Annotated in this window: 12 protein-coding genes; 6 read left to right on the top strand and 6 right to left on the bottom strand. The window is 58.1% G+C overall.

Annotation, left to right across the window (positions count from 1 at the left end):
- A partial coding sequence (locus tag E4P01_RS28145) for a hypothetical protein (protein WP_248130199.1) occupies nt 1-204 on the top strand: 204 nt, incomplete at its 5' end.
- Here E4P01_RS28145 and E4P01_RS28150 read toward each other — a convergent pair.
- Complete coding sequence (locus E4P01_RS28150; RefSeq protein WP_005789869.1) at nt 205-822, bottom strand: TetR/AcrR family transcriptional regulator; 618 nt, start codon at nt 820-822, stop codon at nt 205-207.
- Nucleotides 823-957: 135 nt separating this feature from the next.
- Between E4P01_RS28150 and E4P01_RS28155 the strand changes: the two genes are divergently transcribed.
- The gene (locus E4P01_RS28155) at nt 958-1,398 is read left to right on the top strand and encodes a hotdog fold domain-containing protein (protein WP_005789870.1); all 441 of its coding nucleotides are present in this window, start codon (nt 958-960) and stop codon (nt 1,396-1,398) included.
- Between the two features lie 23 nt (nt 1,399-1,421).
- Here E4P01_RS28155 and E4P01_RS28160 read toward each other — a convergent pair whose 3' ends face one another.
- Nucleotides 1,422-2,483, bottom strand: a complete 1,062-nt coding sequence (locus tag E4P01_RS28160) for an NAD(P)-dependent oxidoreductase (protein WP_216091852.1) — start codon at nt 2,481-2,483, stop codon at nt 1,422-1,424.
- Nucleotides 2,484-2,917: 434 nt separating this feature from the next.
- On the opposite strand from E4P01_RS28160, the gene E4P01_RS28165 reads away from it, so the two are divergent.
- The gene (locus E4P01_RS28165; RefSeq protein WP_216091853.1) at nt 2,918-4,780 is read left to right on the top strand and encodes a DUF3857 and transglutaminase domain-containing protein; all 1,863 of its coding nucleotides are present in this window, start codon (nt 2,918-2,920) and stop codon (nt 4,778-4,780) included.
- 128 nt (nt 4,781-4,908) lie between these two features.
- On the opposite strand, the gene E4P01_RS28170 is transcribed toward E4P01_RS28165, so the two are convergent.
- Together E4P01_RS28170 and E4P01_RS28175 are read right to left on the bottom strand one after the other, a co-directional pair.
- Entirely contained in the window at nt 4,909-6,219 is a 1,311-nt protein-coding gene (locus tag E4P01_RS28170; protein WP_078821901.1) for a HAMP domain-containing sensor histidine kinase, read from the bottom strand.
- On the bottom strand, nt 6,212-6,886 hold the full coding sequence (locus E4P01_RS28175) for a response regulator transcription factor (RefSeq protein ID WP_078821902.1): 675 nt from the start codon (nt 6,884-6,886) through the stop codon (nt 6,212-6,214). The genes E4P01_RS28170 and E4P01_RS28175 overlap by 8 nt, the downstream gene beginning before the upstream one ends.
- Nucleotides 6,887-7,022: 136 nt before the next feature.
- On the opposite strand from E4P01_RS28175, the gene E4P01_RS28180 reads away from it, so the two are divergent.
- Nucleotides 7,023-7,196: a hypothetical protein gene (locus E4P01_RS28180; protein WP_164365968.1), complete on the top strand. Its 174-nt coding sequence runs from the start codon at nt 7,023-7,025 to the stop codon at nt 7,194-7,196.
- The gene (locus E4P01_RS28185; RefSeq protein ID WP_032880171.1) at nt 7,177-7,455 is read left to right on the top strand and encodes a hypothetical protein; all 279 of its coding nucleotides are present in this window, start codon (nt 7,177-7,179) and stop codon (nt 7,453-7,455) included. Before E4P01_RS28180 ends, E4P01_RS28185 begins: the two co-directional genes overlap by 20 nt.
- A gap of 38 nt (nt 7,456-7,493) precedes the next feature.
- On the opposite strand, the gene E4P01_RS28190 is transcribed toward E4P01_RS28185, so the two are convergent.
- Nucleotides 7,494-8,993 (bottom strand): PLP-dependent aminotransferase family protein, encoded by a 1,500-nt coding sequence (locus E4P01_RS28190; protein WP_078821903.1) that lies wholly within the window; start codon nt 8,991-8,993, stop codon nt 7,494-7,496.
- Nucleotides 8,994-9,088: 95 nt separating this feature from the next.
- Here E4P01_RS28190 and E4P01_RS28195 point away from each other — a divergent pair, with 95 nt between their 5' ends.
- Nucleotides 9,089-10,336 carry a benzoate/H(+) symporter BenE family transporter gene (locus tag E4P01_RS28195; RefSeq protein WP_216091854.1) on the top strand — a complete coding sequence of 416 codons (1,248 nt, stop codon included), beginning with the start codon at nt 9,089-9,091 and terminating at the stop codon, nt 10,334-10,336.
- 513 nt (nt 10,337-10,849) lie between these two features.
- On the opposite strand, the gene E4P01_RS28200 is transcribed toward E4P01_RS28195, so the two are convergent.
- Complete coding sequence (locus E4P01_RS28200) at nt 10,850-11,074, bottom strand: tyrosine-type recombinase/integrase (RefSeq protein ID WP_216092182.1); 225 nt, start codon at nt 11,072-11,074, stop codon at nt 10,850-10,852.
- Between the last annotated feature and the right edge of the window lie 55 nt (nt 11,075-11,129).

Here is an 11,129-nt window from a genome sequence, read left to right on the forward strand (position 1 = left end):
ATTAGCGGTGCTGGGTTGATCTCGATTGGCAAGGCCATTGCGCCAAACACAACTCCCGACAACAACACCGCCCAAATGTGGGAGCTGTCGAGCCCCAGCGAGGCTGCGAAGGCGGCGGCACAGTCAACCCTTCATAGCCTGAACCATCGCTATCGCAGCCTCGCCAAAGCTCGACAGCTCCCACAGGGGGATGAGGAGGAATGACTAACGCTGGCTGATCGAGCTCCACGCCGCTTCAGCCAGCAGCTCACGGTACTCAAAGGGGCTCTTTTTGACCTTCGCCGACAGCCACGCACGGGAGTAGCTTTCCGCCGCGCCAATGATCAACGAAGGGATAAGTTCTGCGGGCAAATGGCTGAAGTGTTCCTTGCGCCCTTCCCCGCCCATCCACTCCTTCAACTGCTGGTTGCGCTGCTTGTTGCGCGCAATCAACTCGTCCTTGAACGGGCCGTTGGACACGGCAAAACGGCTTTGGAAAACAAACCGCGCCCAGTCCGGCTGGGCGGTGACCCATTCAACGTAGCTGTACACCAGGCCGACCACACCGGCGTGGGCCGTATCCGCCGCTTGCAGGTAGTGGTCACGCAGGCTGGCCTGGTCTTCCAGCGCAGCAAAGAACAGCGCGGCGACCAGCCCTTCCTTGTTGCCGAAGTGGTGATAGATAGCGCCCACGCTGGTGTCGCAGCGCGCACGGATGGTCTCGATGTTGGTCGCCTCGATGCCTGCCTCGTTAAAACAGGCCAACGCCTCACGCAGGATGGTGCGCTTGAGGTCGCTGCGCCTGCCGGGGAAGGTGCGCTCGATGAGATCGATGGAGTGCATGGGGGGAACGCCAAATCAAAACAGTTTATAGGCTGAGCGACCGCCAGAGAAAGCTCGGGTTGACAGGCATGGAATCTACAGAATATTGTTCTGTTACGGAATATTATTCCGCAATTAAACCTTGAGGATATTCGTATGAGCCAAGCACTGAGCATGTTCAATAGCGTAGGTCCTGCCGCATTCAGCAACCTGGCGTGCCAGATGGCACCCTACTTCAGCACCATCACTCCCGAGATCGCGGAACTCAAGCCCAACCATGCAGTGGTCACCGTGCCGTTTCGCAAGGAAATCACCAACCACCTGGCTTCGGTGCATGCCATTGCGCTGTGCAACGCCGCCGAACTGGCCGGCGGCATGATGACCGATGCGTCGATCCCCGCTGGCGCACGCTGGATTCCCAAGGGCATGAGCGTGGAATACCTGGCCAAGGCGAAAACCGATATCCGCGCCGTCGCCGATGGCAGCGCTATCGATTGGCAGACCGCGGGCGACAAGATCGTGCCGGTAGAGATCTTCGATGCGGGCGGCGTCAAGGTCTTCACTGCCCACATCACCATGAATGTGAAGCTCGCTTAGCCCCTCAGCCGGCACAGGCGGTATCAGCGACACGGCATCTGCAAGGCGTGACTGAACGCGTGGATGTGGTCGACGATGCGCTGCGAAGCGGTGCGGATTGCGGTGGAGGTATTGCCGGCGATATGCGGCGTCAATTGCGCACCGGCAATGCCCGCCAACGGCGAGCTGAAACGGTCTTTTTCCAGGGCGAAGGTGTCAATGGCGACCGCCTTGATATGCCGGGGAAACCGGATCATGAAGGCGGCCAGTTGCTGCTCGTCGACGATGCCACCGCGAGCGGTATTGATCAGTATCGAACCCTGGCGCATCCGCTTGAACTCGGCGCTGCCGAATAAGCCGCGAGTCTGCGGGGTGAACGGCACATGGATCGAAACGATATTGGCCTCATCCAGCAACTGTTCCAGGGTTTGCCTGCGTTGCAGCCCGAGGCGGCGCGCCTCCTGCTCGGTAAAGCGCTCGGACCCGGTGGCAATCACCTTCATCCCCAAGGCGCTGGCTTTGCACGCCACCTGCTGGGCAATGCTGCCGGTGCCCACCAGCCCGAGGGTGAGTTCGGCGTATTCAGCAGCAGGCGCCAAGGTGCCTTTTGACCAGTGGCCTTGGTGGGTTTGCGCGTTGTAGTGGTCCAGATCCCGAGACAGAAACAACGCCTGGGCCAACACGTATTCAGCGACAGCAGTCGCGTTGGAACCCGGCGTATGCAGAACCGTCACTCCCGCCTGCTCGCACGCCTGTCGGTCGATATGGTTGAGACCGGTCCCGGCCTGGGCGATGGCGCGCAGCGGTGTGGGCAACCCGGGTGAGCTGGCGGCGCGAATCAGTTCGCCGCCCAGCGGGATGTTCAAGCGCGTCTTGAACACGCTGTAACCCCCAGCCTGATCCACCGCTGCGATAAAACCCCGCTCGTCGTGGCCGTTGATATCGGCATACCCGATGCGTGCGCCGTAGTGCTGCTGGATGCTGTGTTTATCGGTGAAGTAATACAGGTTAAGGACGACCGCCAAGCCCAGTTCAAGGAATCGATCGATTTCCTCATAGAGCAGCGGCGGACCGGGCGCGTCGAGTATCAGAGTGGTGAATGCCATGGGTTGATCCTTTTGAAGGCACCGCTAACTCAAACAATGGTTGCTTGATTGCCGCTTAGAAGACCGCATTGCCCAAGGCCGCCGCCCGCTTGGACCAATAAAGCATGGGCCTGATTTTTCGGTAAAAGACCTGTTTGGAATAAAACGAATGGAAAAAAATCATCGACCCGTCAAAAAAACACGCCTGCGCTCCATGACCATAATCGAGGCGTTTAACTTTTTGATTAATCAGGGCTAAATAAAATCATTCGAAAACGTCTTACTCAAAGGAAAATCTCGGCCCCCATAGCGTGCGAGAGAAACCTGAAAAAATCTTCATAACCCCTGAACGTCAGCCAATTGAGTAGGCGAAGCGCTTGCGAGTCCTGTCCATCGGCATATTCAGGAACATACGCCCCGGTGAAACGGCGCGCCCCTAGCTCAGAAGGATCTCTATGCAAAGCCTCCCGTTCTCTGCGTTACGCCTGTTCAGTGTGCTGGCAGTCATGGTCTGCGCGCTGTTGACGACGCAAGCCCGTGCCGATTACACCGACCTTTCCCTGACCCACGAAAAAAATATTCAGTCCTACGTCGTGAATGCCGACGGCAGCTTTGTACTGGATGTCGAACGGGTTATGCGGATCAATGAAGAGCGCGCGATCACCTCCAACGCCCAGCGCTCGGTCACCTACAATCGCACCCTCGAAACCCTGGATATCGTCGAGGCCTACACCCTCAAACCCGATGGCCGCAAAGTCGTGGTAACACCCGACCGGATCAAGGAGCAGCAGGAGCTTGAGTCTGCCCAGGCGCCGATGTTCCAGGACTCGCGGGTCAAGGTGGTGATCTTCCCGGAGCTGCAAGTGGGCGATCGGATGGTGCTGCGGTACCAGCGCCATCGCAATACGCCGTTGTTTCCAGGGCAGTTCGAGGACCTTTTCTCGCCGGATTTCTACCAGAATGAACAGGTGCGCCTGAGCTACGACATGCCCGCCGAAATGAAGCTGTACGCCGACTCACGGGGTTTCAAGGCGTCCACGCCAGCCAACGCCAACGGGCGAACGGTGTACCGCTGGGACTTGGAACAAACCAAGAAGAACCGCGTGGAAGAAGGCTCCGTTGCCTACACCGACTACGGGCAACTGCTGGCCGTATCGACGTTCACCGACTACAAACAGTTTGCCCAAGCCTACGCCGCACGCGCACAGGTAGAAGTGACCCCGGCCATGACCCAACTGGCCAAGGAACTCACCGCCAACCTCGACAGCCCACGCAGCAAGGCCCTGGTGCTGAGTGATTGGGTACGCAAGAACATTCGCTATGTGGCCGTGTACGTCGGTGCCGGCGGCGTAGTACCGCATTCTGCGCAAGCGGTGCTGGATAACCGCTATGGCGACTGCAAGGACCATGTGGCCCTGCTTGAAGCGCTGCTCAAAGCCGTCGCCATTGAAAGCTCGCCCGCCCTGATCAACGCCGACAACGCCTACGTACTGCCCAAGGTACCGACCCTGGGCGTGCTCAACCATGTGATCACTTATGTACCCAGCCTCGATCTGTACCTGGACTCCACCGCAACGCCCATCGCCGCTGGCTACCTGCCTCTGCCCGAACTCGGCAAACCGGTGTTGCTGACACAGACCGGTGAACGTACACAAACGCCGTCCGGCCAGCCTGGCAAAGTGAACACAACCATCGCGTTCAAGGTCAACGCCAAAGGCGCTGCAGACTTTACCAATGACTCCACCATCGACGGTTGGGGCGCGGAGTTTAACCGCTTCATGCTCAAGGCCATGCAGCCGGCCGACCGTAATCAGTTGGTGCAGCAGATTCTGAGCATGTATGGGCAATCCGGCAGCGGGTTGATCGAAACTGACGCCTTGGACGGCACTGCCAATACCTTCAAATTCGCGATTAAAGGCCACACCAGCAACCTGGTGAACCTGCCTGGCCCGACCGGAGTGCCTACCCTCTCCAGCCTGGCCGGCGGTATTGGCCAGAGCGTGTTTTCCTTGATCGTCGAAAAGGAACGTACTCAGGCCTTCACTTGCCTCTCAAGTGAGATCACAGAGGTAGCGCGCCTGGAGTTCCCGGCCAAGGTGAAGATCCTCGCGGTGCCCAAGGCTGTGTCGGTGAAACAGGCAGGCTTCGACTATCGCTCGACCTATGTGAAGAAGGCCAATACGGTGCTGATCACGCGCCAATATGTGTTTAGCAAGCCAGAGATTCTCTGCACCCCGGAAGATTTTGCGGCCATGCAGCCGGCGATTGAAGACATGGTCAACGATTTGAAAAGCCAGGTCATTGTGCAGACGTTGTAACGCCCTCGCCCTTCTTGCGTGTCAGTGGTTATGCACTGGCGCGTGGGAATCGTGGGCTGCGATGCTGAGGCGCGGGTATAAAAACCGCTCCCCAACCAGCCGTCGCTATTGTGAAGCGCTATCTGCCTTTAATGTTCTGACTCGACAGCCCGCACGCTCGTAAAATCAAGAACGACCGTAAACCTCTGTTGCTCACGGATCACTTCAATCTGCCAGCCCAGCTTTGCGCACAATTGCCGCATCAACTGCAACCCTAGCCCATACCCAAAATCGTCGGACTCCTGTCGCGGCTTGGCCTCGCGGACGTGATTAGCAATCATCAGCCGTGGGTATTTGAAACGGATGTCTACCGTGCCCTCTTCTGCGTATTGCAGCGCATTGCGCAGGAAGTTGCCGATCACGATACGACACGCCGTAGGGGGCAGTCGGCAAGGTTCGGTGTGGATGTCGATGCTTAGCTTGATATCCCGATTACCGATCAGGTAGCGGTGCTTCTCAATCAGTTCGCCGACTACCTCGCTCAGATTAACGTCTTGCTCGGGCAGCGATTCGGAACGCTCGCGGCTCATCCACAGCAATGTCTCGGCAATCAGCTGCATGTTCATCACAGAGCGTTCTATACGTTGCAAGGAAGGCGGCAGCACACCGCCCGATTGCAGGGCCAACAATTCGATATTGGCCTTGAGCACCGCCAGTGGCGTGCGCAGTTCATGGCTGGTGTAGCGCAACAGGCGGCCTTCACGCTGGCTGGCGGCCTGCACCTGCTCAACACTTTTGGCCAGGGCATCGGCCAGCATATTGAACTCCTTGAAACTGAAACCCGGCCGTGTGCTGGCCAGGGCATCAGGATCTTTGAGTGTGCCGGACCATTGCACCAGACGCCCCAGCGGCCGAACCAGCCACCAGACCAGCAAGGCGATGATGATCAGCGCCGGCACGAATACCGCCAGGCTGATGAACTTGACACTCTCTATGACCTGATCGAAATAGGCGTCAGACAACGGCGTCTCGACCTCACCCCCGGCTTCCTTATCGTGATCGATGTCGTACATGTAGAGGGTTTTGCCGTCACCCAGGGGCTGTTCGAGGATGATCTGGAAAGGCTCGTCGTCGTCATCGGAATAGAGATCGCCGAAGATATTCACCGCACCGAAGGACAGGCTCGGTGGGGTATCGAGCAACTCACGCACGTCCTGCGGCAATGCCTGCTTGCCGATGACGCTGGTATAGAAGTAATTGTGCGGCGTCGGCGTGGTCGGGTCCTGTTTGTAGTGCCGGAGAAAATATTGGGCTTCCTCCTCCATCATCGCGCTGGCGGTATAGAACAGGCCGCGCACGGTAAATTCAGGCAGCAGCTTGCTGTAGATCACCAGCACCACAGCAATCAAGCACAGGAAACTGCCGCTGATTACCCACTTCAGACTCAGGCCGTTACGCATGGGGTTTTACCTGAATGCCGACACCCGCCAGGGTATGGATCAACGGCCGGCCAAAAGGCTTGTCCACAGCCTTGCGCAACCGATGCATATGCACCTTGAGCGTATCAGTGTCGGGTGGCTCGTCGCCCCAGATCTTCGCTTCCAGACGTTCTCGAGAGACCGGCTGTGGGCTTGCGCGCATCAGGTTTTCCAACAAGGTCCAGCAGATGGGCGACAAATGCAGCTCCTGCCCTGCGCGGCTGACCTTGCGGGTGGTCAGCTCCATTACCAGGTCATCCACTTGCAGGCGACTGGTCTGGCCGCTGCGGCGCAGGCTCAGGGCGCGAATCCTGGCGACCAGCTCGGCCAGCTCGAACGGCTTGACCAGGTAGTCGTCGGCTCCGGCAGCGAAACTGGCGAGCTTGTCGGATAACGCGTCCAGCGAGGTCAACATCAGGATCGGCGTCTGGATGCCCTGCTGGCGCAACCGGTCGCATACCTGCTGGCCGTTCAGTCGCGGCAGCATGATGTCCAGGAGGATGACGTCGTAATGCTGATTGAGCGCCAGGTTAAGCCCGGTCTGACCATTACTGACGTGGTCGCAGACAATGCCGCTGATCTCCAGATACTCGATGACGGTGGTGGCCAGATCAAGGTTGTCCTCGACCAGCAGCAAGTGGATATGCACGGGGAAAACCTCGAACAGGGAGTGCGCAGAGGTTTGCAGGATAACGGAACTCGAGCTGCTTTCTGCTGACGTTTACCTGACGTTAACCCACTGCTGCTTAAGCTAAGGCTTCTCTTATCCAGAGCTCGCCCTCGCCATGAACCTGTCTTCGATGATCAAAGGTGCCCTGCTAGCCTTGATTTTCCTCGCCCTGCTGGTGGGTTTCCTGCCGCCGGACGCTCAGCGGGGGCGCATGGGCGGCAGCGGCTGGTTTCCGATTGGCCAGAATGCCGAGCGCACGGGATCGAGTTATGTCGCCAGCGCGTCCTGACGACATCGGCGCCAGTTATGCCGCCCAGTTGGTCGCGTGCGTGGTGCTGATTGTTGGCGTGTCGGTTTCGGTGGGTATCTATATTGCTCGCTTGAATGCCCACGTCGATAAGCAACGAGAGCTGGCGCCGGTGTATCTGCACGCCTGCCCCGAAGGTCGCGGGGGCTTTATTGTCTACCCGGATGGCAGGCGCAGCGGTGACAGTTGTTATAGAGCCGATGAAGGTGAATCGACAGAGGCCGGCCAGGCGCGGGATTAGACAGGACTCATGCCTGTCGCACCATGCATTTGCGCGCCCTATTTATTGCTCAGCGCATTGGCCAGACGCAGCATGGCGGATTCAATTTCACATGCGCTCAAGGACGAATACCCTAACAGCCAACCTTGCTTCTTTTGTTCGCCGGCGTATAGCCGGCTGAGGCCGGGCAGTTGCACGCCCGCACTGGCAGCTTGGCGGATGGTCTTTTCTTCCGACCAGCCCTCGGCCAGCAGGCAGGGAATCTGCAATCCACCTTGGGTGGTCAAGGCCGTCGCAATACCGTTCAGATGCTGGCTGATAGCATTGAGCATGACCGCACGGCGGCTGGCGTAGAGTTTGCGCATGGCCCGAACATGGGCGTTGTAGTGACCGTCCTCCATGAATCGCGCCAGGGTCAATTGAAGGACCTGCGGCGTATGGCCGTCCATCATGCTGCGCGCATAGGTGAAGGCTTTGACCAGTTCGACAGGCAGCACCATATAGCCCATCCGCAACCCCGGATAGAGCGTTTTGCTGAACGTGCCGAGGTAGATCGTGCGCCGATATTTATCCAGGCCCTGCACGCAGGCGGTCGGTAGCCCGTCGTAGTGGAACTCGCTGTCGTAGTCGTCCTCGATGACCCACTTGCCGTGCTCGGCTGCCCAGTTGATCAACTCAAGCCGACGTTCCAGGGGCAACGTCGCTCCGGTGGGGTATTGATGCGAGGGGGTGACATAGACGCAATCGGCGCCGCTGCGGTCTGCTCGCAGCAAGTCCGTGCGTATGCCTTGGCCATCGACATCTATGGGCACGACCTTGGTCTCGGCCGTTTCAAAGGCCTTTCTGGCGCCGTAGTAGCCGGGGTTTTCCAACAAGATCGGTTTACCCGCATCCACCAGCAATTGGGCGCACAGGAACAGGGCTTGGCGCGTACTGCTCAACACCAGAATCTGGTCGGCAGAGCATTTGGCTCCGCGTTCAAGGTTCAAGTAGGTGGCGATGGCCTTGCGCAGAGGCTCAGCGCCTTGCGGGTCGCCATGCAGAAGAACGTTACTGCGATAGTCCTTCATGACGTGGCGTTGCAGGCGCTCCCATACATCAGTGGGGAAGGTACGGGTTTCCGGCAGCCCTGTAGCAAAGGCCTTAACCGTCTGTTGATCGTTAACGCCACCACTGTTGAAAATCATCATGCCGCGCTGACTCAAGCCCACTCCTGGCGTCACCTCACTGGGTCGGGTGGCTTGCGCCTTGATACGGCGACGTGCAGCACCGTGCAATTGGGCGCCGACCGTTTCGCAGACATAGCTTCCCGCCCCCTCACGTCGCACGATGAAACCATCACGATGCAGTTGCCCATAAGCGTTCTCGACCGTGTCGCGGGCCACGCCAAGCGACTTGGCCAGGACCCGCGTCGCCGGTAATTTCAGGCCAGACCCAAGGGTGCCCTCAAGGATAAGTGCACGCAGGGCCCGCTGAATCCGCTGATGCAGGTCCAGCTTCTGAAACTCGGCGTCATTGATCCTTATCTTCAAGGTGTCGAGCTCGAAGGTTTTCGCCATGCGGTCTGCCCTATGCGAATAAATTGGCCGGAAAAGGCAGGCCAGTTTATCCGTAGACTCTGCTCATCGCCATTTGCAGGGAGCAACGTAAAGCCATGTCTTCATCAACATCCATGTCATCTGTTCGCCTCGGCGATCTGCTTCATCCGATTCTCGCCGGTTTGATCTCGGTCATCGTCAACTATGGCGGCACCTTCATTCTGGTGTTCCAGGCGGCCAGAGTCGCCGGGTTAAGCCCGGAGTTGACCGCTTCATGGGTGTGGTCCGTATCGATTGGTGTGGGCGTTACCGGGTTGTTCCTCAGTTGGGTTTCTCGCGAACCGATCATCACCGCCTGGTCAACACCGGCGGCGGCATTTCTGGTGATCGCCCTGGCAAGCGCGCCTTATGCCGAAGCGGTGGGCGCATACATGATCTCGGCCGCCGCCTTTGTGCTGCTGGGGTTGTCGGGCTACTTCGAAAAAGTCATCCGCCTGATACCGCCGGGTGTGGCGGCGGGGCTGCTGGCCGGTATCCTGCTGCAGTTTGGCATCGGCGCGTTTGGCGGCATAAGCCTTGATCCCATGCTGGTCGGCTTGCTGATTACCGTATATATCCTGCTCAAACGCTTTACCGCACGGTACGCAGTAGTGGGCATCCTGGTAGTGGGAGTGGTTGCGCTGCTGCTTCAGGGACGTCTGGATATGTCTGGGCTGACACTGCAACTCGCGGCACCTGTGTTCACCCGGCCAGAGTTCTCGCTCAACGCTTTGCTCAGTATCGCGCTGCCGCTGTTTCTGATCACGCTGACCGGCCAGTACATGCCTGGGATGCTGGTGTTGCGCAATGACGGGTTCAGCACCAGTGCCAATCCAATCGTGACCCTTACCGGGTTGGGCTCCTTGCTTATGGCGCCCTTTGGTTCCCACGCATTCAATATCGCCGCGATTACCGCCGCCATCTGCACCGGCAAGGAAGCCCACGAAGAGCCCTCCAAACGCTGGATCGCCGGCATTGCAGCGGGCTTCTTTTACATCCTTGTAGGGATATTCGGCGTGACCCTGGCAGCGGTGTTCATGGCCTTCCCGCCAGCTTTCATCACGGCGCTGGCCGGGCTCGCCCTGCTGGGCACCATTGGCGGCAGCCTGGCCAATGCGATGGCCGACGCCAAAACCCGTGAAGCCTCGCTGATTACCTTTCTGGCAAGTGCGGCCAATATCACGTTGTTCGGGATTGGCGGGGCGTTCTGGGGGCTGCTGATTGGTCTGATGGCGTACGCCTTAATCAATGGCCGTCTGCTGCGTGGCAAGCCGGTCGTCAATGTGGCTGCCGAGTCTGTCAGTGGTAAAGAAGCCGCTAGTTGAGGCGCGTACGTATTGTTTTCGTTCATGGTTGGCAGATAGCTAATGATTGGGAGCTACCTTCGTATGGCGGGTTAACCGGCGCGTCAGCTCCCTGTAGCAATGACTTGACCCACGCCCCCCGCTGTTCGCGGTTTAGATTCACGCTTGCTCCCCACATTCGGTCGCCCTCATGCAGTTGCGCTTCACTTCGTTCGCTGTGATCAGCTTACGGTGGAACTTTTACCCACAAGATTGCGCCCCATGCTGGGCGCAAAGCAAAAAAAAAGCCTGCATCTCTGCAGGCTTTTCTCTATCTGGCTCCACGACCTGGACTCGAACCAGGGACCCAATGATTAACAGTCATTTGCTAGCTGTTAGTCACACCGGTGCCACGAAAAACGTGGTGGAGACATAGAAACGCTGTGTAGCGCGAGCGCATGAACGCATCACGCCATGAAAGTTAGTCGCGTTGGATTAGCTTGTCAAAGCAGGGTAATTCATTGGGCTGTAGGAAAAGGAGACGGTAGGAGTCAGCTACCGCATCATCTCCAATGCATGCCTTACCTGGTCAACGTCGACGTGTACGTATTTCAAGGTAGTGGCAATGCTTCGATGTCCTAGCAAATCCTTAACGATATGAAGATTACTCTTGGGCTGCTTCATCAAATCGGTAGCAATTGTATGCCTGAAACGATGCGGGCTCACATGCACCCCAAGCTTGCGACTCAGCGATGTATAAAACCGTGACAGCTGGCTCATATCCTGAATCGCCCCGGATTTTCTAGACACCTTTCAAGCTCATTGCGTAACGCTT

The sequence above is a fragment of the Pseudomonas sp. NCIMB 10586 genome, from assembly GCF_023127895.1.
GTDB classification, from domain to species: domain Bacteria; phylum Pseudomonadota; class Gammaproteobacteria; order Pseudomonadales; family Pseudomonadaceae; genus Aquipseudomonas; species Aquipseudomonas synxantha_A.